Origin of the sequence: Cytobacillus luteolus, from assembly GCF_017873715.1 — a bacterium.
Lineage (GTDB): Bacteria > Bacillota > Bacilli > Bacillales > Bacillaceae_L > Bacillus_BV > Bacillus_BV luteola.
On sequence record NZ_JAGGKM010000002.1, the window covers coordinates 518,386 to 544,834 of the forward strand.

Here is a 26,449-nt window from a genome sequence, read left to right on the forward strand (position 1 = left end):
TACGGTATCACCATCGTGTTATTTATTTAGCTTTTTAACATGCTTGTTTAATTGTTTAAGAACAGCACGCCTTGTAAAAATTCCTTCAAAAAAGTTCTCTTCATTTTCGACACAAACAAAAGGATGATCAACAACCAGCTCTAAACCTTTTTCTACTTTATCATTTAGCTTTAGAACAGGTATATCCCTATTCATTACTTCTTCAACCTTCATAGCTTCTAATCTTTCAAACTCAATTCGTTCTAAACCGAGAATTGAATCAAAGATGTGTGTAGAACTAATGAGCCCGTGCAACTTGTAATACGGGTCTAATACCGGTACGGCTGTATAACCTGTTTTTGTTAGAACCAGCAAAGCATGTTCGAGGTTATTACCTATTTGAACGTGCGCTACCTTATCGGATTGTATTATTAGGTCCTTAATTGTTGTTTCTAAAAATTCATTACTTTGGAGGCTAATCATGATTGCATTCCCCTTATCACTAATAATTCTCTTTATCTATAGTATACTATATGCATTTTGCTTAATTTCGTATTACGGCTAGCATGAATATTCATAATTTCATTTTATATTTTAACACATTACGGATAGGTATGAGGTCACTTTTTTCTAAAGTCCTATCAAACAATGTTTAATGAACAATTCCGAAAAAAAGACTATCACTTTAAGTAATAGTCGTATCATTCTATATTTCATCTATAAGTTTATCATATAGGGCAATTAAGCGCTTGTATACGAGTTCGTCTGTTGGTTTTGAACCGTTCTCGATGTCTGCGATTTCAACACTTACTAGGTCTAATGCATATCGTTGACTAAATAGAACTTCTAATAACAAAGCTTGTTCATCCCTTGTAAGCCTATTTAATGTGCCGTTTATCATTGCTTTTCCCTCCAACTAAGAAATCTGGTTATTAATTTATAGTTTCAAAGAGAGGGAAACATGCTTGTCAATAATTTACAACTACTTGGTATAGCGGTTGGCATAACTGAAAGCAGCATAAGACTCAGGTTTTATTTTTGCTTCAAGACCCATAGCAGTTATTCTTCCTGTCATATCCTGAATTAGTTCCTTTGTTGCTCCTCTACTACCAATATCCAAATGTATCTCAATAGTTAAATCAGCTCCTTCATCAGCATACGGAAGAATGATTTCAGTTAAGTCAGCTAAGTCCTCCGGGGAAAATAAATAGGCAATTTCTTGACTGAATGAAGTTTCTAAGGAAATTTTTTCTCTTATACTTTTTAGGGGTCGTTTAACATTATAATTTCTTAAGCATCCCCATGCACCTTTCCCCACACGGTGTAAGTGAATCGCTGTAATAAATCGAGTTTCGGTTTGATGCACATGTGAATCAGTTCCAATGGAAAGAACATAACGTGAACGTGGATCCTTCTTCATAAAATCCTTCATTCGAGTCAATACCAACTCAAAATCCATATCCTTTTCAGACACATTATAAAACCTAAACGATTCGATGATACAACAGCTCCTTTTGTTCTCTTTTATATACTATACGTCCAACTTAAGAAAGATGTTAAAAAATATATAGGAGATATGAAAGGTTGTTTTAAGCACATATAAATCATTGCTTTTTAGTATATTTTCACTTAGTGGATTGGAGCGGAAGGCACTTGACTCCTGCTCAGAAGTTGAGGAAAGGTCGAGACCCAGCAGACGGAACGTTGAGGAGGATCGACTTCCTCCCCGATGGGAATCCGCCCTTGAAAAAGCCGGCAGTTGGGCTTTTTCATGATTCCCCGCAAAAAGCAAGTGCCTGCAGCGAAAAGGAGCGGTCTAGATCAAAAGTTACAAAATAAAAAAGCCTTTCAATCGCTTGAAAGACTTTTTTTACCCTTTACTTGTTTCAATATTGCGTTTTGTGTAATCACATTGTGAACAGCGATAAATAACATTTTGATTAGATTGAGCAGTTAAGACCTCTTCAAATCTTGCTTTCGATTGACATTTCGGACAAGTAACAATTGGATCCATGAAAAGCCTCCTATTGTTTAGAATTCACCTTCCGGCACAAAAATATCGTTCTTATTGATGGCTCTATTCTTCGTTGCCAACACTAATCCAAGTTCTGTTTCATGATTTACATCATTAAAAATTGTAAAGGGAATATTTAACTTATTAACAATCTTTATGTATTTAGATAAATATGAATAATTCAAATCTCCATCTAAATACATGTGACAGTCTGGATAATTTTTTATCAACTCAACGATGGGGGCGTACGACTCATTCTTCATAACCTGTCGATTAGTTAAGGCGACAATTACTCGTTCTCTGATCGTTGAAAGATATAGTTTCCGCTCATCCACGTTTGTTTCTTTATTTCCATACATGCCTCTATTTAGATAGTCCTGAATATTTTCGCTCATTATTCACCTCTGAGCACATTTAATTGTGTTAATTACTATTAGCTAATTAAATCAAAAATCTCAATAGCAATCATATCTACATTATCAAACTGATAGGATTTCGGCTTTTCCCCTTGTTGATAAATTTCCAACTCAAAGGTTCCTGTTTTATCAAAATACTTTACACTACACTTTTTCTCACCATTCACCTCAAAAAAACGTTGAGGTGGTTCTCCACCATCTGATTTTTCTTGAAGACTAATTAGACGCGTTAAAATTCCTTGAAGCTGTGACATTGTCCCTCTCCTTTCTTATTACAGTGTGACTTCCCTTTTATATTAGCATTAACAATCCACAATGTTCTATCCAAAAACATTTTGATTTTGAAATTCTTGTTATTCTCTATAATTAGAATTTTAAATCAATTTCCTGTAAACTGAATACACTACACTAATTTTAGGGAGTTGAATACATGAATCAGTTAATTAGATTAAATGAAAGTATCACCTTAATTGATGACTTTGATTTAGGTAGATCGGCTAGAACAGGTACATATGTTATAAAAGAGGAGAAGCTAGCCATTGTTGAAACATGTGCAAGCCCTTCAATCCCTTTTATCCTAGAAGGTCTACATAAGCTGGATATCCAACCTGAAGAGGTTGAGTATATCATTGTAACACACATTCACCTCGACCATGCAGGAGGAGCTGGACTTTTACTAGAAAAATGTTCTAATGCGAAGGTTGTTGTTCATCCAAAAGGAGCAAGACATCTAGCTAACCCTTCAAGATTAATTGCTGGAGCAAAGGCTGTATATGGTAAAAAATTTGAAGAATTATTTGAACCAATTTTACCTATTCCTGAGGAAAAAATCATAACAATGCAAGATGGTGAATCACTAAAATTGTCTTCGGACTGCACTTTAACTTTCTATGACACCCCAGGGCACGCAAATCATCATTTTAGTATACATGAATCAGTTAGTAATGGGATATTTACTGGAGATACAATTGGTATTTACTACCAGGAACTAATGAAAGAAGGAGTCGAACTTTACTTACCAACAACCTCTCCTAACCAATTCGATCCGGATGTCATGTTGAGTTCAACTAGACGAATAAAAGAGCTTTCGCCCCGTTCAATTTATTTTGGTCACTTTGGTATGTCTACAAACGTTCAAGAAATATTTAAACAAATTCAACATTGGATCCCTATCTTTGTCGCTTCAGGTGAAGAGGGTCTAAAAAACACTCATGATCTATCTTTCATAGAACAAAAAGAAGCAGTAAAAGCTCGGCTTCTTGAGGCAATTATCCTTCACCTTGATACACTAGGTATATCGAGAAATCATGAGGTCTATTCTATTCTTGATTTAGATTTAGAGGTGTGTGCAATGGGAATTATTGATTACTTACTTAAAAAATAATTTAAAAAAGGAACCTTAAGGGTTCCTTTTTTGTGATGTAAGTGAATTGATTCTGATATTCCATTTGTAAGACAAAGTAGCTTCCCCAATGTTGATACGAAATATATGAATGATCTTGTGTTGGAACCATCCTAAATTCTGTTTTTGGTAGTGTATTCTTTGAAAGTGACTTTTCTTCTATACTTTTAATAAAAGCTGGCTTTTTAGTACTTTCTACAAATTCATTAACCTTCCAGTGGCCTTCATCTTCTACTAAAATTACTGTTTCAAAATGATCGTCATAATCTACAGGACCCTCTTCAGGTTTTTGAAAGAACTCATATACATAGATTTGATTCTTCTCTGAATCATATATAAATTTTGTGTCGTCTGTATATGAATAAAAAGGAATATAGTACAGCGCAAAATCTGAACCGTAAATAGTATACCCCTCTTCTTCATAAACAAGGTTTTCCTCTAGGAATAACTTTGCATAATCGTCAGTAAAATAAGGATCTAACGTATCTCTTGACTCTTTATAGGTTTGATACTTTTCCCCTAAAGAAGTTTGTGCTTTATATGCATCCTTAAGAAAGTCCAATGCTTCTTCCCTAGTAAATGCTTCTTGTGCCTTTACAGTCTGATGATGGAATAGAAATCCTAGTACAATAACGGACATAATTAAATAATAATGACGCTTACTCAAAATATCACCCTTTCCTTAAGGCTTGTACTTATCATTGTATCAACATTACGTTTCTTAAAGGCCATTAATCGTTCGTAAAAATCCCTCACCTTTTGACAGGTTATTGCCTGTACGAACAATATTCCCCCTTTCTCACGATTACAAACAAAATATGTTCAGTTAATATGAGATATTAAGGTGGATTTTGTTTAGATTACGTATAAACTGTCGACAGAAAAATCTGAACTGGACCGTTCCTTTCCGTTGTAATTTACTATTCGTTATATATTAAAAGCACACTATTACTAAGAAAAGAGAACTACAAAAAAACCACAAAGACAAATTGTCCTTGTGGTTTGGGTTACCATGAAGTAGCAACAGCGTTGTATATAATAAAAGCAATGACTAACACAGCTGCTATAGCATAAGTAAGAAAAACCGGGTTTAGAATATATGGATGGTCTTGGACCTTTTCACTGATTTCGGTATCGTATTCGCTACGCATAGTATGCTGTTTTGTTCCAAGTCTATACGTATAGATTAGTCCAAAAGCCAATATAAGAATTACTAAAATTGAAAGAACAAGATTCAACTGCTCCATACTAAATCACCACCTTGTTTTTGTTACTTTCCCACAAAAACAAAGTCCTTATCCATAAATAAGATAAGGATATGTGTAAAATACTATAGAGCATCATGATCATATAAATAATCATAAGGTACATCTATAAATAGGTATAGATGGTCATCTAGTGGGTAAGAAAATGTCCTAATTATTTCTCCAGTCTCAATATCACTATATAAATCAGAAAGAATTCCGATTCGTTTCGTTCTCATTCGAAAAATTGTCTCAAGAAAATAAGGTCTCCAGCTCCAATTTTTCATATAATAATGCTCTTGAACAAGCCATTTATTGTCCTTCTTGAGAAGGTTGGCAGATTGTTGAAAACCATCCTCATCACAAATGTACATTCTAAAACTTTTATCATGTAATGTCTTACCCAAATAAGATAGGAACTCATTATATGATTCGTTCTTTTTAAATTTTACAAGAGCAGACTGTAGCTGAACATGAAATTCTTCAGATATAGTATACAGTGCTTCAAGCTTTCTCTTTTCATACTTAATAAATTGCTGAAACTCCTGCTTTAATCGCTCTTTTAGTAGATCTCTTTCAACAAATTCTCTAGCTGGTTTTTGAAGATAATAGCCTTGATAGTATCGACCGCCATTTTTCCAAGCATATTGGAGTTGAAAGGCAGATTCAATATCCTCATATAGAAGGGTTGCTCCTAACTTTCTTGCTAACAATGAAATAGAATAGACAACATCATGAAACGATTGGCTAATTTCGGTTTGACGTAAAACCTGCAGATCAATTTTTAAAATATCTGGAGTTAAAATACCTATTCTCTCTAAATTACTACTTTCTTTCCCAATATTATCAACAGCAATTTTTATTCCGTACGTTCGATAATAGGTAAGTAAATGATTTAGCTGTTCGATATCGCCTTGAAAGTTATGCTCAGTAATCTCAACTACAACATTGTTAAGGTCTAATCCTTTTTGTTGATAGGTTAAAAGCATTTCTAGAAATGCTTCCCCATGATCTAGCATTAATAAGTTTGCATTACGATTTATAAAGATTAGACTATGTTTATGAAATTCAGAAAATACTCCTAAAGCCTTTCTTAAAATTTCATTATCAACCTCTAAACGGAATTCCTCTGGAATGGTTTCATCATGAAAAAATGGACCTAAACTTTTTATACCTTGCTCAGTTTTTATCCTCCCAAACACCTCATATCCGATTACACATTGTTCATCCGCGCTAAAAATCGCCTGATAATAAGGTACAACTTGATCGATGTTTGCCATAATATCCAATGGATCCATCATGATTTCACCCCTACGTTCTAGCCTGTTATACAAGATTATACCATATGCTTTTAATCTACTCTAACTGAGGTAATTGAAAAAAACCTACTTTATCTAAAAGTAGGTTTCTAATCATTTTACATTGGAATCTAAAACGGGAATTGATTCAGCCATTGACCGCCATCCATCGTTATACATTCACCATTAATATATGCCGCTTCATCAGATAATAAGAAGTAAGCAAGACCCGCAATTTCTTCTGGAGTTCCTAACCTACCAAGAGGCACACTAGATAGTGTACGTTTAGCAGCTTCCTCTGACTCCCAAAGTCGGTCTGCTCCACCCGTACGTTCGATTGGACCTGGAGCAATTGCATTTACTCTTATCCCATATTTTCTGCCCCACTCAACTGCTAAGGTTCTAGTCATAGAAAGTACCCCTGCTTTTGCACTTGCAGAGTGCACAACTCCTGCTCCAGCATTCCACGCATATGTAGCAACCATATTAATAATACTTCCCTTTATCCCTTTTTCAATCCAATAGTTCCCAACAGCAGAACTACAGTAAAACGTTCCATTAAGAACAATATTAATCACTGAATTCCAACCATTTACAGATAACTTCTCTGCAGGTGTAATAAAATTCCCTGCAGCATTATTTACAAGAAAATCAATTCTCCCAAATGCTTTGTCAGTTTCATTAACCATATGTGAAACATGATCAGGTTGACGCACATCCATTTGAACTGGAAGCACCTGCCCCTCAAATGTTTCAATTTCTTGTTTTGTTGCTTCTAATTTTTCCAGAGTTCTACCAGTAATGACAACATAGGCTCCTTCTTTTGCAAACTTTTGAGCCATATATTTCCCCATTCCATTAGAACCACCAGTCACGATAACTACTTTCCCTTTCATTCTCCCACTCCCCCTGTTTATTTTTAAAATGAATGACTATTCATTTATTTTACCACTATTTATCGAAATTTTCTAATTTTATTTTAAGGGATATGGTTTGCATAAATTGTACTATTTTGTATAATGATGGAGATGCTAGTATAATCTGGGGGGATTTATGAGAAAACATCAGTCATCAATCATTAATGAAAATGATATTTTACTTGCATTAAGTTCAACAAATCAATTAATAAAAAGCCTACCTTTTTCAGAGATTGATAGGCAAAAGGTGTTTGTTAGTATTTCAGAATTAACACGGAATGTCATTATGCATGCAAAAGGTACAGGTGAATTTATCTGTGAAGTCAATGACAAAGGTGTTACCATAATCGTTAAAGACCGGGGGATTGGGATAAAATCTATATCCGATGTAATGAGCGGCATAAAAAACCCAAATTCACAAGGTTTAGGTCTTGGACTTCTAGGTGTAAAAAGACTAATGGATGAATTTTATATTAAATCATCTGAGGAAGGAGGAACGACAGTCATTGTCACAAAATGGATTAACCAGCAACGTAGAAAGTGACGAAAAGCTCAGACTAAACCGACTAGCCTCTATCGGACAATTATCTGCTGGGATTGCCCACGAAGTCCGTAATCCATTAACAGCAGTAAAAGGTTTTTTACAGCTAGTTAATGAAGATAAGTCTGAACCATATATCGATATTGCATTATCTGAACTAGACAATGCACTATCTACCCTGAATAACCTCTTACAAGTTTCTAAACCAGACTTAGAGGCTGAAAAATATGTCTCTATTAATCTGTGCTCTGAACTCGAAGCTATTCTCGCACTCTTTCAAGACCAAATCTATAGAGTGGAGATTATCAAAAGTTTTTCAAACTGTGACAAAGTAATCTTAGGACAAAAAAATGCACTTAAGAAAGCATTCTTCAATTTACTAAAAAATGCTTTCGAAGCTATAGAAGACCGCGGGTCAATAACTGTTGACCTCTATTCGTCAGGAGAAGAGCTTTGTGTTCGGATTAAAGATACTGGAGTGGGGATTCCTTCTGAAAAGCTGGAGCTGCTAGGGACTCCGTTTTTCTCAACTAAAGACAATGGAACAGGAATGGGCCTTACTCAAGTATTTACTACACTACATAAACACGGCGCGAAGGTTAAAGTGGAAAGCTTTGTAGGCATAGGAACGGCCTTCGATATCGTATTTCCAATCACACAAAAAAAGGAGTTTAAAGTAACCAACATGGATGGATTACAATACATAGAAAACCACAGCTTTAAGGAATTTTTATATTTTAATAAAGAAGTCTTCGATGAACTTTTAAAAAAACGCTCTCGAACAATTTTTGCTGAAATTAAAGATTCACCTATAACTGAAGATCATTTGCATGAAATTGCGTTAAGGATTGTTAGTTATTTAGATCAAGATTCGGAGCATGAGCTTTTAATTCTTGCTAAACAGCAGGGTGTAGAATGGGCAAAACATGACCTCCCTTCTATTATTAAGCTTGAGTGGTTCCAGGGGTTACGTAGTTTATATTGGGACTTTATGTATAACTACTTTAAAAATTGCGATGTGGAAATTGATGAATTTTTTAGCCTTGAAAAGAAGACTAATTACTATTTAGATATGTTTTTAAATCACTATATTATAAGTTTCAATGAATACAAGAACAATCTCTTCCATTCACAACGTGAGGTAATTGAAGAACTATCTGTTCCAATTATTCCATTAACAGATACAGTCGCTGTATTACCAATTGTAGGAACAATGGATACCTATCGTGCAAAAAAACTGCAAGAAAAAACACTGCGTGAGATTGAGAAAAATAAATTCAAAAAGATGATTATCGATTTATCAGGAGTTGCCTACCTCGATACAGCAGTAGTGGCGCATATGTTTAAAATAATTGATGGGTTTAGACTATTAGGTTGTAATGCTGTTGTAACTGGGATTCGTTCAGAGGTTGCTAATACCATGATTGAACTTGGAGTTGCGTTGGATGACAAAGTTGAAACAAGAGCAGACTTAAAACAAGCACTCGAGGATTTCAAAATTTTATAAGATAAAACATAGGTCTAGCCGTATGGCTTAGGCCTTATTTATATTCAATAAAGAGATTTAGTCAATGAGAAATGATATAATAGATTAATAAAAAATATGAGACAGGATTGTTTAGTAATATGGCAAAAAAATATTCACGTCGATTCTTTTTAAAGCGTATCATTTCTTCCATTGTTGGAGCATTTTTAGCGTCAGCCCTAGGTTATTATTATGCCAAATATATAGAACCTAAAATGATACATCTTACAAAGCATACAATTCAACATCCTCTTATCCCTAGTTCCTTTAATTTTAAGAAAATTGTTCAATTTAGTGACACCCATGTTGGTCCCTTTTTTACGATTGAACAATTAGAAGAAGTGGTCGAGAAAATAAATCAGACCAAACCGGATATTGTACTATTTACCGGTGATCTTCTTGATGAACCAAATAAATACCCTTTTCCAGAAACAATACCACCAATCCTTTCAAAGATCCAAGCTCCACTAGGGAAGTATTGTATCTATGGAAACCATGATCATGGTGGATACGGTACAGAAATTTATAAGGAGATTATGCATCAGGGGGGTTTTACTCTATTAAAGAACAGTTCTGCAATCATCTCCCAAGATGGAGAAAACATTGTGATTGCTGGACTAGATGATGCAATGTTAGGTAGGCCAGATTATACCCATACTTTCGCCTCCTTTTCTAAGGAGTCATTGTTCACCATTTTATTGGTTCATGAGCCTGATCTTGCACCACAATCTGCATATCATGGAGCACATATCCAGCTTTCTGGTCATAGTCATGGCGGCCAGATTCAGCTGCCTTTTCTAGGGCCTCTTGTTACTCCACCACTCGGAAGCAAATATTATGAGGGTACTCATACAATAGAGAATTTGACACTGTTCGTTAATAAGGGTCTTGGAACAACTCGCCTTCCTTTTCGCTTCTTAGCGATTCCAGAAATATCAGTTTACACGTTAAAAAGTCCACACTCTAAAGAGTAGTGTGGACTTTTTGTAGTTATTTTTTAAAATAATGGGCCTCTACGGTCTCTTCATTGATCGGTCTACTGAAAAAGTAACCTTGTGCTTTATCACATTTCATCTTTTTGAAGAAAATTGCTTGTTTCTCATCTTCCACACCTTCAGCAACGACGGATAAACCTAGGCTTTGGGCAAGATGAATAATTGTTGTGGTTATCGCCATATCTTTCTTATCCTGTAAGACCTCTCTAACAAAAGATTGATCAATTTTCAAAGTATCGATTGGAAAGTATTTAAGATAGCTTAATGAAGAATATCCTGTTCCAAAATCATCTACTGCTACTTTCACTCCAAGTTTCTTCAGTTCAGCTAGTGTATGTAAGGCTTCCTTCGAATCCTGTATAGCACCCTCAGTTATTTCAAACTCAAGATTATTGGAATCAATCTTATTCGTTAGTATGTTTCTCTCAATATAATTAACCAATCCAGGCTGTTGAAACTGTCTAGGTGATAAATTGACAGCGATTGAAATATCACTATACCCTGCTTCTTTCCAATCTCTAAGTTTTTTACAAACCTTTTCTATCACCCATTCTCCTATAGGAATGATAAGACCAGTTTCTTCAGCTAGTGGGATGAATTCTCCCGGAGAAATAAAACCAAGCTCTGGGTGATTCCACCTAATAAGTGCTTCGAAGCTTGTAGTTTCACCTGTTAGGAGGTCGATCTGAGGTTGATACAAAAGGACTAACTCATCACGTTCAATCGACTTTCTAAGTCCAGTCTCCAATAGCATGGTTTGTGAGGTACCTTTCTTCATATCCTTGCGATAATATTGATAATGTCCTTTACCACGTTCCTTTACTTGATAAAGAGCAGTATCAGCATTTTTTATTAAGGTCTCTCCATCTATTCCATCATTAGGGAAACAACTAATTCCAATGCTAGTAGTCATGAAATATTCCTGCTGAGAAAATGTAAACGGCATTTTAAATACATCTAATATCATATCTGCTAGAAGGCTAGATTTTTCAACAGTGGTATTCTCTAAGAGGACAATAAATTCGTCCCCACCCTGACGGTAAATAGTATAACCTCTTACGTCTATACTCTTTAAACGATGGGCAACTTGAATTAGAACTTCATCACCAACATTATGACCTAAAGTATCATTTAGGAATTTAAATCTGTCTAAATCTAAGTACATGATGGCAAAATGTTGCTTTATTTCATTGGCTTTTGAAACAATATTTGTTAAGTCTTCCTTTAATGAACTTCGATTTGGTAAACCAGTTAGTTGGTCAAAATAAGCCATATGTTTCATCATTTGATGATAGTTAATCTGTTCAGTAATATCTTTAATAATGGCGAAAATACCACTAACCTCTTCACTGACTATGATTGGTACTGTTTTCACATGAACGGATATGTTTCTATTGTCTTTATGCTTTATCTTACATTCCATTAACTCACTTGGTTTCCCATTTAATGTTTCTTGGAATATATTTCGGAAGTTGTCAACATCACTATCATCTATTAAATTAAAAATAGATCTATCAATTAAAGGCTCTTCATATTTTCCAATAATATTTTCCGTTGATGGATTTGCATGAAGAATATTCCCCTTTAAATCCAGAGACATGACTGCATCCATATTATGATCAACTAATGATTTATACCTTTCAGTGCTCTCAATAAGTTTTTTATTTTCATTTACACGATTAGTTATATCCCTCGTTATACTAACAACATACCGAATGACGTTTTCTTCATCAAAAATAGGAGTAAGTATTGATTCGCTGTACACTTCCTGTCCGCTTGGAAGGGTAACACGGTCCTGAAAAGAAAATACAGATCTGGATTTAATTACTCCTTCATATTTGTCTTGAAGATGTACGGCTATATGTTCTGGAAGGATTTCATGAAACGTTTTACCAATGTATTCAGGGATTAGCATTGCTTGTTTTAATGCATTTTCATTTGCATATAAATATCTAAAAGTATTGTTATTGTCTACTTTCATGATATAGATAAGATCTTCAATATATTTTAGAATGATTTGAAATATATCATTCTCCATTTTCTCATTATTCATTATGCTCTTTAAATTTCTGCCGATAGTCCCTTTGCGCTTTTCCACTTTACCAATCCTCTACAATCATAGAGCTTCATTATTTTGAATAAAAATTCTTGGAATGAATTATCTATAAAATATTTTTCTAAAAGTTAGTACTAGTAAAATTTCCTTACAATCTATATTGTATGTATATATTATTCTACATATTATGACAAACCTCTTCAAGGTTTAAATTTAGTTTAATGTACTGTTAAACGTAAGGTTAGTCATTACACAACCTTATTTTTGTGTATAATAGAGATACTTAATATGTGTGAGGTTTAACTATGACTATTTATCAAAGTTTTATTAAACGTACCTTAATTAACTATTGTTTAGGTTCCTTTGTTGCTGTTATTGGTGTAGGTGGAATATTCATATTTTCTACCCTATCTCTTTCAACCTCCGAGACCATTTATTTACTAGTTACTTTGTTCTCTTCATTATTAATTATGTTCATAGCAGAGTTAATTGTTTTTGGAAGACATACAATGCCAATTCGCATAGCGTTTAGTAAGGATCGACCATCACTTCTAGAACTTGAAAAAGCCTATATCCAGACTCATCGGTTTCCAATATTAACACTTAGAAGAATATTTGGACCACACTTATTCGGATTAACTATCCCTGCTGTTAGCATAACTCTTGTTTTAATATATTTTGAGCTTATCTCTTTCCCATACCGTTATACTCTGCTAGCAATTGCCGGTGCTATTTTAGTAGCTGCCATGCACGGGTTAATTGAATTCTTTTTAACAACAAAAGCAATACAACCAATCTTGCACTTCTTAAGAAACAAAGCAGACTCACTCTATAAAGAGGATATATCACTACACGGAAAGGTACTTGTTTCAATCCAACAAAAGTTTTTATATAGTTCCCTATTCATTGGGGTTTTCCCACTATTATTATTTAGCCTAGCATCTCAAATCAGACTTCAAGAGTTTGAGGTAGCACAGTTTTCTGATTACTGGAGCTGGGCAGTTGTTGTTCTTTTTATTGCTATATTATCAGCCATTTATGGTGCTTACCTATTATATAAAGATATCTCTCAGCCAATCGAGCAACTACAACAAAATATGAAAATGATCGAACAGGGAAGATATACAATTGCAGAGGATAGTTATTCTGATGAATTTTCACGCGTTATATCAGGATTTAACTTAATGGTAGATGGTCTACGTGATAGAGAAAGAATGAACCAACAATTAATGAATAGCTTTTATTCAACATTTGCAATGACACTTGACGCAAGGGACCCGTACACTGCAGGACACTCTATTAGAGTTGCAGAATACTCTGTTAAAATTGCAAAACAAGCAAACTTTCCTGAAGAGGAAATCGATCTCCTAAAGAAATCTGCCTTACTACATGATATTGGGAAAATTGGAGTTAGAGATAACGTACTATTAAAGGATGGAAGATTAACAGAAGAAGAATTTGATGAAATAAAAAAACATCCTGTTATTGGGGCTTCAATCCTATCTCAAATACAACCAAGTGAAGCTATTGCCCCTTTAATACCTGGAGTAAGACATCACCATGAACGAATGGATGGTAAGGGATACCCAGATAAACTAAAAGGTGAAGAAATCCCTGTTTTCGGAAGAGTAATGGCTGTTGCCGATGCATTTGATGCGATGACTTCAGATCGACCTTACCGTAAAGGAATGCCAGTTTCAAAAGCTCTACAAATTCTAGAAGAAGGAAAGGGTACACAGTGGGACCCCCATTTTATAGATATTTTTATTAACATTATGAATACAGAGCTTAAAAAGAATGAAAGAGCGACTAGTTAACTAGGGCGCTCTTTTTCAACCCTAATTTGCAAAAGTCGAAAATGTCAGTATAATGGTATATAGAAAGGAGAGAAAAGATGAAAAACGAAGAAAACCATACTCCATTATCACCAACTGTTCAAAACCTCGCAAAGGCAATCTTCATTGTCAATCGACATGCGAAAACTGCGACTAATCCTAAGTATCTCTATCTCTTAAAGCGCAAGGCATTAGAAAAGCTTTTAGTTGAAGGAAAAGCTAAAAGAGAGGGATTACATTTTTCAAGAAATCCAAAAAACAGTCAGCAACAATCTGATGTTTTAGTTTCAGCAGGAGACTATTATTTTCATATGCCTCCATCAAAAAAGGACTTCGATGAGTTACCACACCTTGGAACCCTAAATCAATCCTATCGAAACCCCAAAACACATCTATCACTCCAGCAAGCGAAAAATCTTTTACAGCAATATGTAGGGATTAGGGAGGAATCTCCTCTTAATAACAAACAAGATAAGAGAAAGTTCTCTAAACCTATGTTTAAAAAGCTTGGTGAAAGTTACTTTTAAACTTGATTTTAAAAAGCAGATAAGGTGCTCGCACCCTATCTGCTTTTTTTAGTCTTTTTCTGGTTTTGGTATATGAATTTCCCCAGTTCGATCTTTTTGGAGTAATGTTTGCAAAATCGTATTGGTTAACTTACTCGGGGAATAAGGTTTTATTAAATAATCATTTGCACCAAGAGCGGTCCCTTTTTCTTTTTCCTCAAGTGCTGAAGAAATGAAAACCGGTATAGATGATAACTTAGTATCACTTTTCAATTCTCGAATAATATCCCATCCATCCATCCCTTTTTCAGCTAGCATAATGTCAAGAACAATTGCATCAGGCGGATGGTCCTTTATCCCGCTTAGGGCTTCCCTACCTTCTTTATAGTGCTTAACATGTAGTCCACTTTCTTTCAACTCTGCTGACAATAAAGATGCAAGATTCATATCATCTTCAATAATAACAACATCTGCATGTTTTAATGATTTTGCTAAAGAAGGTTCAGAAGCTGCTGTTTGATGACCTTTAATTTGTGGGATTGTAATTGTAAAGGTGCTTCCTTCTTTTATACTTGACCTTACCCCCACATACCCTTCATGTGCCTCAACAATTTCCTTAACAATAGCTAACCCTAATCCAGTTCCGCCTATTTTTCTTCGATCAGAATTGTCAATTCGATAAAACTTCTGGAAAAGGTTCGGAATCGCATCGGCCGGGATACCTAGTCCTTGATCACGAATATCTACTTTTAAATACTCTTCCTCATCATAAACAGTTAGGATGACATCACCGCCATCTGGTGAGTACTTAATAGCATTGCTAATTAAATTATTGAAGACCTGTGATATTTTATCTTTATCACATAGAATAATGGTTTCACTTGCCTTATTAATGAGTTTTATTGAATGTTCTTTAGAATTTACCTGGTTTGTTTCTATTACACCTTTGATAATCGGAAGGATATCCTCATACTTTTTTTCGTAAGATTGCTTTCCTGCCTCCATACGTTGAACATCAAGGAAATCATTGATCAAGGCGGTTAACCTCTTGGCTTCTTGATAGATTGTTGTTAAGTATTTTTTCTGTCGTTCCTGCTTAAGTTCTTTGTGGAGAAGAAGCTCTGTAAAGCCTAGTACGCTCGCTAAAGGTGTCCGTAATTCGTGACTAACAGTACTTACAAACTCGGACTTCATCTGGTCTACTTCAAATTCTTTTGTGATATCTCGATGAACAAGAATCGTACCAATTTTTTGCTTGTTTCGATATAACGGTTCACAATACACATGTATAACGCGTTTTATTGGTTCTTTAATATGATAGATAAACGATTGCTCTTTACTACTACCATTCATAAGTGCATCCTGATAGAAGTCTAGCAATTCTCTATTGTTTTCAACTACTTTCTCAAAGTCTTTTGTCCAGTTTGAGAATGGAGCATTAATGAGAGTAGACGGATCCTTGCATTCTAACAGTTGGCAAACTTGATCGTTTACCTGAAGCACTTTTCCATTTTGATCTACTAATAGAATGCCTTCGTGTAACGTATTTAAGATGTCTTGTGTTAACAGTCTGTCTGCTTCAGTTTGTTCGAATAACTTAACATTTTCTAGTGAAATGGAGATTTGTTTTGCTAAAGCTTCATATTCCTCAATTTCTTCATTTGTAAAATCGTTTCCATAACGAGTATAGACCATTACAGCTTCAACTTCATTACCAAAAGAGACAACTGGTAAAAAGAGATCATAGCAAAAGAAAGAATGCGTATGATAGCCTTGTTCTTCTTCTAAATAACTCCGTTTGATAGAGTATCCTTTTTTCTTTTGGATAATTCGGCTAAGTTGACCATTTTCAAGGTGATTCATAAATTGATTTAGTCTTTCTGTCGTAATACCAAATCCAGCATAGTCTCCTTTTGACTGAAGGAGAGCAATGACACCACAGTCTGCTTCTATTAATTTACACATGTTTTCAACAATGCTTTGTAGAACTTGCTGCTTATCAAGGGAATTTGCTAAACCATTAATCAACTCATTCCTACGTTCAAGCTCTAACTCACGATGTTGCATAATCGATATGGCTCGTTGAAGCTCAATTTGTTGGCTCTGCAGTTCATCTTGCTGGGCATGTAACTCTTCATTTTGGGCTGTTAAGTCCTGCTCATTCTCATAAATGCTTTGTACCATCTTATTAAATGATCGAGATAAGGCCCCAAGTTCGTCATCACGATCAGTTTGTCCTATTAGACTGACCATTTTGCCGTTTGCAACATCTCCTGCTGCTATCGCTAGCTCGCTAAGAGGCTTGCCGATTTGTTTGACCATGTATCTTATTAAAAATAGTAGTGCTAATAACAATAATCCTAAAAAGATAATGAATGCTATTTGACTTTCAAGGATTTTACTATTTAATTCTTTAAAGTTTTCTTCTACTTTTTCGTCCTGTGCTAAACGATATTCAGATAGTCTATTTCGAGTTTCAGTCACCAAAAGAGTTACACCACTATCTGAGAATTCCCTGACTCCTTCTAACTCTCCTTTATCTCGGAAAGAAAAAAATTCAAGCAAATATACCTCAAAGTAATCTTGGGTAAAAGTGCTAATATCCATATAGAATTGGGTATCGATGTCATGGTCAGGATCTTGCTCTATACGTTCTAGAAGTTCATTTAGCTCATCAAGCTCTTTGTTAATTTTGTCTTTAGTCTCTAAGGCAGCATTCCTCATTTCCTCATTTCCAATTGCAACATAACCTCTACTCTGAAAAAAGGCTTCATTGAATGCGTTGTCTAAACCTTGTGCTATTGTCTCCTTCTGTTCAATTATCTCGTTCCTCTTACCATACTCCTGAGTCAGTTGTTCTTGATACCACAAAAAGAGGCTCGCACTAACAAACGATATAAAAAAGAAGGTACTTACTATAACAAAAAACTTCCTAGCCAAGCTTTTCCTAAAATACTTATTTACTTTACTTTCCTTCACTAAGTATCTCCTCAACTCTCTTTACTAACTCTAACGGACTGAATGGCTTGGATATAAAATAGTTCGCACCCGCATTTAACACTTGTTCTTGGTCTGACTGCTGGTTCTTAGCTGAAAGCATCATGACCTTAACGTCCTGTTTGCTAGGTATGACTCTTATTTTTTCTATCACTTCCAGTCCAGTCATCACAGGCATCATAAAATCTAGAATAATGAGATCATATTCCTTCTCACATATGAATTCATAAGCTTCTTGTCCATCACATGCTTCATCGATTTCATATCCCTCATCCTCAAGTGTATCGACAATGAGCATGCGAAGGACTTCTTCGTCCTCCGCTAATAATAATTTAGCCACTCTTCTCACTCCTTGACATCTATACTTTTATAAAGGTCTTGCATCATATAATAGGACTGCTTTAATCGTTCATGATAGGTAGGTTCTTCCCACACCGGAAGGGTATAGCCATAAAAGATAGAAGGATCAAAACTTGAACCATTCGCCTTAGGTACTGTTTCAATAGTACCATTGTCTACGACTACTCCAATTTTTATCTTTTCTATAATCTCACTATTTTCTAGCCCACCCTCGCTCCATATATCCCCCATCACTTCATTTAAGCTCGGGTCTTTAAAGTTAAGTAGCTGCCAAGGCAACCTTATTTCCACTATATTTTGTGACTGATTTAAACTAGCGTCTGTAAGTGAATTGTAATTCCCTGAGATTGGGTTTCCATTCCCGTATGCTAGCTTTCCTGTTTCATAATAATCAAATGGTAGGGTTTTGTTTTCACCCGTCTCCGTTCGAATAGTTACTTCTTTGTTTAGAGCCAAACGAATCGGATGAAATACACCATTGTTTTTTACAGTTACACTTTCAGTTCTTTCATTTACTGGAATAGCATTGCCATAATGATAGTAGAACGTATCATAATAGCTATCAACTAATAATCTTGAATGCTCTTCACCTTTAAGCTCTAAGACAAAGTCAATTCCTTCTGTTTTCAAGTTAGCTAATCCTGGTATAGAAGCTTGTCCTTGATTCTGAATCGTATCAAATAAGATATAGGTTTTCATCTCGTCAAGCTTCTCATTCAGATCAAGACGAAGATATAGATACCTCTCATCACTAGACACATATACATTTGTTACTTTTCCATTCGATGTGATTACTGGCTCAATCCCATTATCAGACCAATCAGAAGGATCACCGTCAACCTTTAACATGTTATTGAAACTAGAAGTTGGGTCAAAACTCAATAATCCAAATTGTTGTTCATTGGTTTGGGCATTTGACCAATATGGTCTCCGGTCCTCATTATCATAGTCCATTGTATTCCATGTTCGCTTAAACCACTCATCCTGCCAAGTAAAGACAATACCACCTGCCATGTCTTCTTGAACAATATCCTCAAATAAACGAGTGTTGTGATACCCCTGCTCTTCTTCAGAATGATGCCCTTGGTCTCTACCATGAACATTTCGATGGGTTAATCCACGAGACCCAGGGACACCGAACTCTGCTACAACAATCGGTAATCGATGGTTTTTCTTCATTTCATTCAGATAACCAGCATAATTGTTCTTTTCACCACGATGATCTTTATATTCTACATAAACCTGTTCATAGTTTAGGAAATCAGGATAGTAAGGATAAAAGTGATAAGAAGCAAACAGTCCTGAAAACATTTGATCTGTTGAGTAAATAACATTTGGATTTACAGACACCATATCCTCATGACCATGTGGTTCACTTGGATGATCTAGTAAATCAGTTGTTGGCCAGTTTGTAAAACTAACAAGTCTCTGCCAATCATAGTTGGATTCCTCATATTCAATCGTAAAGTTCATCATTTCGGCAAGCCAAATCTCAAATGGATTTGCATTCTGAGTGTAGATAAACTCCCCTTTGTAGTCCTCCATCTTATGGTGCTTATCATTTGTTGCTAACACAACAGTCGGATCCCACTCAACTCCTAGAATCCATCCCAATACATAAGGTGAAACATCGTATTTATAATCCCCACTTGAGTGACCCCGTCTTTCTGGTAAACTAGCATTCCCGTGGATCAAATCAATGACATCTCTAATTTCAGCTTTAAATTCCTCTGTATTTTCAACTGCAAAAGCATCTTGTGATTTATGGAATATTTCTTCATTTACCCACACCCCATGCAGTAAATAAAGAGGTGTTTTAGCAATTTTATTGTATTCATACAAAGCCTCGTAAAATGCTGGAGGATGAATCGTATAAACCCTAATAACATTCGCATTCATATCACCAATTTGGGTAAACCAGCGATAATATTCCGCTTTTGAAATGTTAGTTTCACCAGGCCATGAACCAGGCTTCGCGATTCCCATGTTGACACCTTTTACTAGAATATCCTCCCATTTCCCATTTTTATAAATTTGTAGATAGTTGTCACTTACTTTAGCTCCAACCTTTACTCCATTTTCCCTGGCAAACTCTACTTTTGTACTTGTAGCTTTTTGTAAACCTTGTGTCTCCTCAAAAATAACTTCCATCATTGGGAGATAGGCTTTCCAAAAGAATGGCAAAGTTCCTGCCTGACTACTTGAAGTCATCCACTTCTTCCAGGTAGTAAAACCTACCGTCTGATATAATCCTGGTAGTTCAGCTTGATCAGCATAGTCTCCTGCAAAGTAATAAGAGGTGTACTTATCATTCCTATGTTGAACAACAGCTGGGAACTGTAACGGGATATTGTTCGCTCTTAAAAGATCCTTACCACTCTCATTAACAGTAAGATTATAAGTAGCGAGAACTTCTTTTTCATTTTTTGGAGTAATTACATCGAACCAATAGTCATAGGTTACTTCCGTTTGTTCGTCAAAATAACTTTCTCCATTTTCTGTAAAGGTAAAGGTTACGCCCTCTTTACCTATTTGTGATTTGTCTAAAATGACTACCTTATCATTTTCATTTACAAATACATAACCAGAACCATTAAATTGGTAGCTTTCACCAGTCTGAGATTCATAATTTGTTCTAATCCAAACGGGTACTTCATCACTATTAAGATCTTCAAAATACCTAGCAATCCACCCCGTCCAATCAATATTGAGTAATTGATAAAATTCTTCTTTTACATTTGATGGGGTTGGACTTGCAAATGTATTAAATTCCGCAACAAGAGTTGTTCCATTCTTAAATACAGCCTCTCTAATACGTGCAATTTCTTCACTAGTCATCCCACCGTAAATGATATTTGAACGTTCTCCTAACTGATTACTTTCATAGAATTCTTCCTCATACACTCCATACCCATCCGCTATATATATCATTTGGTAAGGGTCTAGGTTTTCTGGAAGATTTCTAATTCCATATTCATTCTTTTTCTTTGGGTAAAATCCAATATAATCATTGATTAAATGGTATTTAGTTCCGTCAGATTGTACATATTTCAGATGATTTAACGCCCACATTACACCCTTATGCTCCCTATATGTCTCATCAGGAACTGTTTTATCGAGAATTAAGACCTCTAGCGTTTTTTTAGGCTTTATCTGCCATCCCCAAAAAGGAGAAGTTATAGCTGCTAGTATAATTAAGATAAATAGCAGAAATATGGGTAATTTAATTTTCAATCGCTTATTCATTTGACACACCTTTTCTGATCATTTCTCCCCAACCCTGTTTACGTCTCAACATGTGTAAAATCCCTTCACATCTCCACATTACCGTTAAAGGTCTATACCATAGGGTTTCTGTTAAAGAATATAAAAACAGCCTTAAAATATCGGTTACCTTAGGGAACTTTCGTAAGCTCCATTCCTCGAGCAAAACAGCTGTCATTGAAAAGACCGACCCGTATAAAATTGACAATAGAAAGAGCAGAATAGCAAATTCAATATAAATTCCACCTAAGAAAGTCGATGTTCCAATAATCAAATAGCCAAAAAGTTCAACAACAGGACCTAAAAACTCAATGAAAAAGAAATAAGGCATTGAAACTAATCCAATAGAACCATATTTCGGATTGAACATTAATTTACGATGCGTCCATAAGCTATCGAATAAACCTCTGTGCCATCTATTTCTTTGTCTTCTTAAAAATGTCAGAGACTCGGGAGCCTCTGTCCAACAGACAGGGTCTGCTACGTAAACAATTCTTTTATCTTCTTTACGTTCTTTTATTAGTCGATGAAGTCTAACCACTAGTTCCATATCCTCACCAACAGTATGAGAATACCCTCCTGCTTCGATAACCCATTGTTTAGAAAAAACTCCAAAGGCACCTGACACAATTAGTAATAGATTGTGTTTACTAAGTCCAATTCTCCCCATTAAAAAGGCCCTTAAGTATTCAATAATTTGCATAACAACAAGTGGTTTTGAAGGCAAGCCAACACTAACGATTTCCCCACTTTCAATTTTACAACCGTTTGCGATTCGGACGCTTCCTCCTGATGCTATCACTTCACCGTCTGATTCAATAATTGGTTTCATGACTTTAATAAATGCGTCTCTCTCTAAAATTGAATCTCCATCCATTGAGCAAAAATATGGATATCGTGAGACATTTATGCCAACATTTAACGCATCTGCCTTACCACCATTTTCTTTATCTACTACGATAAGATGTTCATAAATAGTAGAGCGATAAATCGCTTTTACTTCCTTTGTTTCGAGTTTCTTCTGTATAACATGATTTGTTTTCACTAAATTAAATCGTTCAATTAACTTCTCGAGAGTATTATCTTTAGACCCATCATTTATAACAACTACTTCATATTCAGGGTACTCGATACTCAGTAGAGATCGTACGCTGCTATAGATACCAACGCCTTCATTATAAGCAGGAACTAAAATAGATACAGGCTTTGAGTAACTAACCTGGAGAATTTCTTCGTAAGGCTCTTCATCATCCAGTTGATACTCTCTTCTAAGCTGGAAAATGGATGTTATTAACAATACCGAATAAAAAATGATAACCACTGACATGTAAATAAAAATAACAGAACTAGAAATTACTATGAATTGATGCCATAGATCACTAACGGTATTCATAGTTTCTTCCTCTTTCTAACCAATCAATTGCCATGTCTCTAGCATAAATATCGTCAGTGTTTTGAATGATCTCCTCTAGTAAGACCTTACCGTTTGGGTATAGAAGAAGTGATTTTGCTGCTTGTGTACGGACTGAGAAATGCTGGTCTATTATTAAAAGCTTTAGATCATGGATTAGTGTATCTTCCCTTAACATACCTGCCACTTTTGCTGCCATCATTCGAACAGCCCAATTAGATGAACGTAAGAAGCTTGCAACTAGGGTGAGATCAAGTGGGTAACCTATCTCTGCTATTACTTTTAAGACACGAATTTTTGTTTCATCCTTAACTGATGAGGTTCGAAGTAATTTCTCTAAAAATGGACCCTTATGAACTAAGTTCTTCACCCCAATAATATCTATTAATGGCAGTTGCAAATGGTAAGGTAACTGGTGAAACTTCGCAATCGTATATTCAAGTGTACTTGGAGACATTTTATTGAATACTGATCGATACGTAAATTCCGACATGGTAAATATAGGATTAAGTACACTGTCCAATAATTCAGGATAATCAAACCTTGACATTAATTGTAAAATTTGACTTTCTTCTGCTTTAGTTACTTTTTTGGATTGGTATAACTCATTTACTTCAGGCATTAACAAGGATAGATTGAATTCCTCAATCATATAAAGAGTATTCATTCGTAAACTCCATCTTCTACTTTTTAAGTTTTTGCGGTAATACTCAACAAAGTGTTCAGTCGCGAAAAGTGTTATATTTTGCTCAGCTTGTTCACCTGTTAAGACATTTGCGAAGTCTCCTAATAATTCCTCTAATGCTCGCAATTTAGTGTCATTATCAGGTACAAGCATCCTAGTGTTTTTATTTTTATAGATATAGGAAAACATTTGGTCTCTGTGCTTTTCTTTATAGCTATCAATTTTTGCTCGTTGATTATTCTCAATCGCCTTTCTAATCATTAGATAAACCAATAGTAAGAATAGTAAGATCATTAATATAGAAAGGCAAAGTAAAAAGTAAACTATTTCATTTTTCAACAACCTACTTCATCCTTTTTAATAAATGGCGTATTCTTGTTTCCAATTCTAGTAACTTGAATGGTTTTGTAATATAATCATCCGCACCTAACTGAAGAGCTCTAGCAATGTCCCGTTCACTTTTTCTAGATGTTAGCATTATTACTGTATAACGATCTGAATTCTTAGAACGTAATTGCTGGAGTACCTCTATGCCATCCATTCTTGGCATAATACCATCAAGAATAATTAAATAACGGTGTTCTGTATGAGACCACTCATTATTTATAAAAGCAGAACCATCTTTAAACGATTCGATTTCTAGATGATGTTGACCTTCTTTACCCAATGTTTCCAACAAATCAACGAGCATCGTTCTAATAATTGGATCATCATCAACAACAGCAACCTTAACAATTTTTTGATGCATGCCGTTTAGTACTTGATCTGCAACTTTCAACTGATTTCTTCCAGATTCCTTTGCGTCATATAAGGCATTGTCTGCTAGTAACAACCACTCCTCTAATGACTGTGTAGGATTATTCACTTCAACTACTCCAGCCGAAAATGTACACGATAACTCACCCTTTTCGGTATTGAGTTTCGTATCTCTACATTTTAAAATTAGGCGCTCAATTACCTTTTTTGATTCATCAACAGATAGCTCGGGTAATATCAGAATAAATTCTTCTCCACCGAAACGAATCACAATATCTCCTGGTCTACTATGATTTGTTAAGAAAGTAGCAAACTGTTTTAAAACCTGATCCCCAACTAAATGACCATATGTATCATTTACCCTTTTAAAATGATCAATATCAATCATAACAATAGAAAAAGTCTCTTTATTACGTATTAGTTCAGATCTTAATTGGTCATAGGCCTGATTAAGATATTTTCGATTGTATACCCTTGTTAATTCATCAACTAACAAAAGGTTATCAATTAAATTTTTCCGTTCTATATGACGTTTTATTCTTACAGTTAATTCATCAAGTTCAAATGGCTTAGCAATGAAATCATCAGCACCCATTTGATAACTTTGCATACGTATACTTTTACTATTGTCAGAGCTAATCATGATTGTAGGAAGGAATTGTTGTTTCACTTTTTCCTTCAAGAATGCCAATATTTCAAAGCCACTCTTTTGCCCCATATAAACATCGATAATCACACAATCTGGTTGAATATCATAAAAGGCTGCAATTGCCTTAATTGGATTTGCAATCGCATTAACCATCCAACCTTGTTTTTGAAGCTCTTCTTTTAAATACATTAACATGCTGGTTTCATCATCGATAAGTAAAATAACAGGCTCATTACCTGTCATAGTCATTAACGGTGCTTCTGATAATACTTTATCTTCTAGATCGTTGTCATATATAAGGGTTAATAGTTCAAATAAGAATACCTTTAAGTCTTTTATACCCCATAGCTTACTTTCATCTTCTGTTAAAGAGTTCATTAAATTCCTTGCTGTGTCACCGATTGCATGTAAGCCAATACTCGAAGCAGTACCTGCAACCGAATGGAGAAATCGGTATATGTCTTCATGGGGCACCGATTCATTTCCCTCAAACCAATCTCCTAATTGTTTGTTCATATTGTCCATTAGCTTCTTTTTATATTTATCCATAACAACCCAACTTTCAAAAAAAACTCCTACTAATACCATACTACAATATCCGACAATCGATTTATAGTTATCTATCTCCTCATTTATAAAATCATTCCCTAAAAATTGCAAAAAAAGAGACATCAGTCTCTTTTCTCATCTACAAAATATGCTCATCAATTAGGTTAACTAACTCTCCTATTTCAGGTTTGCTAACTTGTCCATTAGCACCTACCATTTGTCCTTTATGTCGAAGGTCATCAGTTATAAGTGAAGAGAAGATTATGACTGGCAACTTGGTTAAACGAGAGTCAGCTTTTATTCTCTTTGTTAAATGGTGACCGTCCATTTGTGGCATTTCAATATCTGTTACTACCAATTGCACATGTTCTTCAATGCGCTTATTCTCATCTACTAAGCTTTCTAAATAAGAAAAAGCATCTTTTCCGTTTTCAAAAAACTCAAGATTATGGTATCCAGCTTCATTCAAAGTATCATGTAATAGCTTTCTTAATAACGGTGAATCCTCAGCTACTACTACCTTTTTATTAGATCGTTCTCTCTGACCTAGCTTTCTAATTTGATTTACATTTATCCCTGATTCAGGATTGATATCTACTACTATTTTTTCAAAGTCAAGCAATAAAAGTACTTCTCCATTTAGCTTTATTACTCCAGTTACATGACTCTGTAGCCCCTGATACACAGTGGATGGTTTGTCAATTTTATCCCAAGAGATGCGATGGATTTGTGTTACTTGATGCACATGAAACACAATTTTTTGTTTATTGAATTCAGTAACAATAAATTTATCTAATGATGGATCTGCTGATTGCTCAAATCCTAGAGCCGTGGCAACATTCACTACCGGCAAAACCTCTCCACGAAGTTCAATGATTCCTTCTACATTCTTGTGAGAATGAGGTATTTTTGTAATAGCAACTGGATTCATTATCTCTTTTACTTTAATAACATTGATACCAAATTTATTTGCACCAATACTAAATTCAACGATTTCTAGTTCATTTGTTCCACTTTCAAGTAAAATGCCTCTTTTATCATCCATACGCT

The 26,449-nt window shown here is 35.0% G+C and carries 24 protein-coding genes; 6 read left to right on the forward strand and 18 right to left on the reverse strand.

Annotated features, from left to right (window positions below; genetic code table 11):
* Positions 1 to 18 precede the first annotated feature (18 nt).
* From cbpB to J2Z26_RS07470, 6 genes are all read right to left on the reverse strand, one after another.
* The gene (gene cbpB, locus J2Z26_RS07445; protein ID WP_193537004.1) at positions 19 to 462 is read right to left on the reverse strand and encodes a cyclic-di-AMP-binding protein CbpB; all 444 of its coding nucleotides are present in this window, start codon (positions 460 to 462) and stop codon (positions 19 to 21) included.
* Positions 463 to 685: 223 nt separating this feature from the next.
* Positions 686 to 880, reverse strand: a complete 195-nt coding sequence (abbA, locus tag J2Z26_RS07450; protein WP_193537006.1) for an antirepressor AbbA — start codon at positions 878 to 880, stop codon at positions 686 to 688.
* A gap of 81 nt (positions 881 to 961) precedes the next feature.
* Entirely contained in the window at positions 962 to 1,480 is a 519-nt protein-coding gene (locus J2Z26_RS07455; protein ID WP_193537369.1) for a ribonuclease H-like YkuK family protein, read from the reverse strand.
* Positions 1,481 to 1,849: 369 nt separating this feature from the next.
* Positions 1,850 to 1,993 carry a hypothetical protein gene (locus J2Z26_RS07460; RefSeq protein WP_193537008.1) on the reverse strand — a complete coding sequence of 48 codons (144 nt, stop codon included), beginning with the start codon at positions 1,991 to 1,993 and terminating at the stop codon, positions 1,850 to 1,852.
* 17 nt (positions 1,994 to 2,010) lie between these two features.
* Positions 2,011 to 2,388: a YueI family protein gene (locus J2Z26_RS07465; protein WP_193537010.1), complete on the reverse strand. Its 378-nt coding sequence runs from the start codon at positions 2,386 to 2,388 to the stop codon at positions 2,011 to 2,013.
* Between the two features lie 38 nt (positions 2,389 to 2,426).
* On the reverse strand, positions 2,427 to 2,663 hold the full coding sequence (locus J2Z26_RS07470) for a YkuJ family protein (RefSeq protein ID WP_193472589.1): 237 nt from the start codon (positions 2,661 to 2,663) through the stop codon (positions 2,427 to 2,429).
* Positions 2,664 to 2,839: 176 nt separating this feature from the next.
* Between J2Z26_RS07470 and J2Z26_RS07475 the strand changes: the two genes are divergently transcribed.
* Positions 2,840 to 3,793 (forward strand): MBL fold metallo-hydrolase, encoded by a 954-nt coding sequence (locus J2Z26_RS07475; RefSeq protein ID WP_193537012.1) that lies wholly within the window; start codon positions 2,840 to 2,842, stop codon positions 3,791 to 3,793.
* A gap of 1 nt (position 3,794) precedes the next feature.
* Here J2Z26_RS07475 and J2Z26_RS07480 read toward each other — a convergent pair whose 3' ends face one another.
* The 4 genes from J2Z26_RS07480 to fadH form a co-directional block, all read right to left on the reverse strand.
* Complete coding sequence (locus J2Z26_RS07480; protein WP_193537014.1) at positions 3,795 to 4,478, reverse strand: DUF3993 domain-containing protein; 684 nt, start codon at positions 4,476 to 4,478, stop codon at positions 3,795 to 3,797.
* Between the two features lie 340 nt (positions 4,479 to 4,818).
* On the reverse strand, positions 4,819 to 5,058 hold the full coding sequence (locus tag J2Z26_RS07485; RefSeq protein WP_193537016.1) for a hypothetical protein: 240 nt from the start codon (positions 5,056 to 5,058) through the stop codon (positions 4,819 to 4,821).
* Between the two features lie 83 nt (positions 5,059 to 5,141).
* A complete protein-coding gene (locus tag J2Z26_RS07490; RefSeq protein WP_227413725.1) occupies positions 5,142 to 6,356 on the reverse strand; it encodes an EAL-associated domain-containing protein in 1,215 nt (404 codons plus the stop codon).
* A gap of 128 nt (positions 6,357 to 6,484) precedes the next feature.
* Positions 6,485 to 7,249 carry a 2,4-dienoyl-CoA reductase gene (gene fadH / locus J2Z26_RS07495; protein WP_193537018.1) on the reverse strand — a complete coding sequence of 255 codons (765 nt, stop codon included), beginning with the start codon at positions 7,247 to 7,249 and terminating at the stop codon, positions 6,485 to 6,487.
* Positions 7,250 to 7,406: 157 nt separating this feature from the next.
* On the opposite strand from fadH, the gene J2Z26_RS07500 reads away from it, so the two are divergent.
* From J2Z26_RS07500 to J2Z26_RS07510, 3 genes are all read left to right on the forward strand, one after another.
* Complete coding sequence (locus J2Z26_RS07500) at positions 7,407 to 7,814, forward strand: ATP-binding protein (RefSeq protein WP_193537020.1); 408 nt, start codon at positions 7,407 to 7,409, stop codon at positions 7,812 to 7,814.
* Positions 7,777 to 9,318, forward strand: a complete 1,542-nt coding sequence (locus J2Z26_RS07505; RefSeq protein ID WP_193537022.1) for an ATP-binding protein — start codon at positions 7,777 to 7,779, stop codon at positions 9,316 to 9,318. The genes J2Z26_RS07500 and J2Z26_RS07505 overlap by 38 nt, the downstream gene beginning before the upstream one ends.
* Before the next feature lie 119 nt (positions 9,319 to 9,437).
* Entirely contained in the window at positions 9,438 to 10,310 is an 873-nt protein-coding gene (locus J2Z26_RS07510) for a metallophosphoesterase (RefSeq protein WP_193537024.1), read from the forward strand.
* A gap of 16 nt (positions 10,311 to 10,326) precedes the next feature.
* Here the strand turns inward: J2Z26_RS07510 and J2Z26_RS07515 are convergent, their stop codons facing one another.
* Positions 10,327 to 12,429: a sensor domain-containing protein gene (locus J2Z26_RS07515; protein ID WP_325168878.1), complete on the reverse strand. Its 2,103-nt coding sequence runs from the start codon at positions 12,427 to 12,429 to the stop codon at positions 10,327 to 10,329.
* Between the two features lie 263 nt (positions 12,430 to 12,692).
* On the opposite strand from J2Z26_RS07515, the gene J2Z26_RS07520 reads away from it, so the two are divergent.
* Entirely contained in the window at positions 12,693 to 14,204 is a 1,512-nt protein-coding gene (locus J2Z26_RS07520) for an HD domain-containing phosphohydrolase (RefSeq protein ID WP_193537026.1), read from the forward strand.
* A gap of 77 nt (positions 14,205 to 14,281) precedes the next feature.
* Positions 14,282 to 14,749 (forward strand): YkyB family protein, encoded by a 468-nt coding sequence (locus J2Z26_RS07525; protein ID WP_193537028.1) that lies wholly within the window; start codon positions 14,282 to 14,284, stop codon positions 14,747 to 14,749.
* Positions 14,750 to 14,797: 48 nt separating this feature from the next.
* Here J2Z26_RS07525 and J2Z26_RS07530 read toward each other — a convergent pair whose 3' ends face one another.
* Genes J2Z26_RS07530 through J2Z26_RS07560 form a run of 7 tightly spaced genes read right to left on the reverse strand, consistent with a single transcriptional unit; the run spans position 14,798 to position 26,444 of the window.
* A complete protein-coding gene (locus J2Z26_RS07530) occupies positions 14,798 to 17,707 on the reverse strand; it encodes an ATP-binding protein (protein ID WP_193537030.1) in 2,910 nt (969 codons plus the stop codon).
* Positions 17,694 to 18,065: a response regulator transcription factor gene (locus J2Z26_RS07535; RefSeq protein WP_193537032.1), complete on the reverse strand. Its 372-nt coding sequence runs from the start codon at positions 18,063 to 18,065 to the stop codon at positions 17,694 to 17,696. The genes J2Z26_RS07530 and J2Z26_RS07535 overlap by 14 nt, the downstream gene beginning before the upstream one ends.
* Before the next feature lie 5 nt (positions 18,066 to 18,070).
* Complete coding sequence (locus tag J2Z26_RS07540; RefSeq protein WP_193537034.1) at positions 18,071 to 21,331, reverse strand: hypothetical protein; 3,261 nt, start codon at positions 21,329 to 21,331, stop codon at positions 18,071 to 18,073.
* Positions 21,324 to 22,676, reverse strand: a complete 1,353-nt coding sequence (locus J2Z26_RS07545; RefSeq protein ID WP_406565560.1) for a glycosyltransferase family 2 protein — start codon at positions 22,674 to 22,676, stop codon at positions 21,324 to 21,326. Before J2Z26_RS07545 ends, J2Z26_RS07540 begins: the two co-directional genes overlap by 8 nt.
* Before the next feature lie 52 nt (positions 22,677 to 22,728).
* Positions 22,729 to 23,784 (reverse strand): HEAT repeat domain-containing protein, encoded by a 1,056-nt coding sequence (locus J2Z26_RS07550; RefSeq protein WP_193537038.1) that lies wholly within the window; start codon positions 23,782 to 23,784, stop codon positions 22,729 to 22,731.
* A gap of 4 nt (positions 23,785 to 23,788) precedes the next feature.
* Positions 23,789 to 25,522, reverse strand: coding sequence for a GGDEF domain-containing response regulator (locus tag J2Z26_RS07555; protein ID WP_233459431.1), 1,734 nt, complete (start codon positions 25,520 to 25,522; stop codon positions 23,789 to 23,791).
* Positions 25,523 to 25,538: 16 nt separating this feature from the next.
* Complete coding sequence (locus J2Z26_RS07560) at positions 25,539 to 26,444, reverse strand: chemotaxis protein (RefSeq protein ID WP_193537040.1); 906 nt, start codon at positions 26,442 to 26,444, stop codon at positions 25,539 to 25,541.
* Positions 26,445 to 26,449 lie beyond the last annotated feature (5 nt).

Coding starts and splice junctions, on each gene's coding strand:
- abbA (WP_193537006.1), bottom strand. CDS start 880: ATGATAAACGGCACATTAAATAGGCTTACAAGGGATGAACAAGCTTTG.
- J2Z26_RS07485 (WP_193537016.1), bottom strand. CDS start 5,058: ATGGAGCAGTTGAATCTTGTTCTTTCAATTTTAGTAATTCTTATATTG.
- J2Z26_RS07460 (WP_193537008.1), bottom strand. CDS start 1,993: ATGGATCCAATTGTTACTTGTCCGAAATGTCAATCGAAAGCAAGATTT.
- J2Z26_RS07560 (WP_193537040.1), bottom strand. CDS start 26,444: ATGGATGATAAAAGAGGCATTTTACTTGAAAGTGGAACAAATGAACTA.
- J2Z26_RS07500 (WP_193537020.1), top strand. CDS start 7,407: ATGAGAAAACATCAGTCATCAATCATTAATGAAAATGATATTTTACTT.
- J2Z26_RS07475 (WP_193537012.1), top strand. CDS start 2,840: ATGAATCAGTTAATTAGATTAAATGAAAGTATCACCTTAATTGATGAC.
- J2Z26_RS07525 (WP_193537028.1), top strand. CDS start 14,282: ATGAAAAACGAAGAAAACCATACTCCATTATCACCAACTGTTCAAAAC.
- J2Z26_RS07490 (WP_227413725.1), bottom strand. CDS start 6,356: ATGATGGATCCATTGGATATTATGGCAAACATCGATCAAGTTGTACCT.
- J2Z26_RS07465 (WP_193537010.1), bottom strand. CDS start 2,388: ATGAGCGAAAATATTCAGGACTATCTAAATAGAGGCATGTATGGAAAT.
- J2Z26_RS07540 (WP_193537034.1), bottom strand. CDS start 21,331: ATGAATAAGCGATTGAAAATTAAATTACCCATATTTCTGCTATTTATC.
- cbpB (WP_193537004.1), bottom strand. CDS start 462: ATGATTAGCCTCCAAAGTAATGAATTTTTAGAAACAACAATTAAGGAC.
- J2Z26_RS07555 (WP_233459431.1), bottom strand. CDS start 25,522: ATGTCTCTTTTTTTGCAATTTTTAGGGAATGATTTTATAAATGAGGAG.
- fadH (WP_193537018.1), bottom strand. CDS start 7,249: ATGAAAGGGAAAGTAGTTATCGTGACTGGTGGTTCTAATGGAATGGGG.
- J2Z26_RS07470 (WP_193472589.1), bottom strand. CDS start 2,663: ATGTCACAGCTTCAAGGAATTTTAACGCGTCTAATTAGTCTTCAAGAA.
- J2Z26_RS07510 (WP_193537024.1), top strand. CDS start 9,438: ATGGCAAAAAAATATTCACGTCGATTCTTTTTAAAGCGTATCATTTCT.
- J2Z26_RS07520 (WP_193537026.1), top strand. CDS start 12,693: ATGACTATTTATCAAAGTTTTATTAAACGTACCTTAATTAACTATTGT.
- J2Z26_RS07545 (WP_406565560.1), bottom strand. CDS start 22,676: ATGTCAGTGGTTATCATTTTTTATTCGGTATTGTTAATAACATCCATT.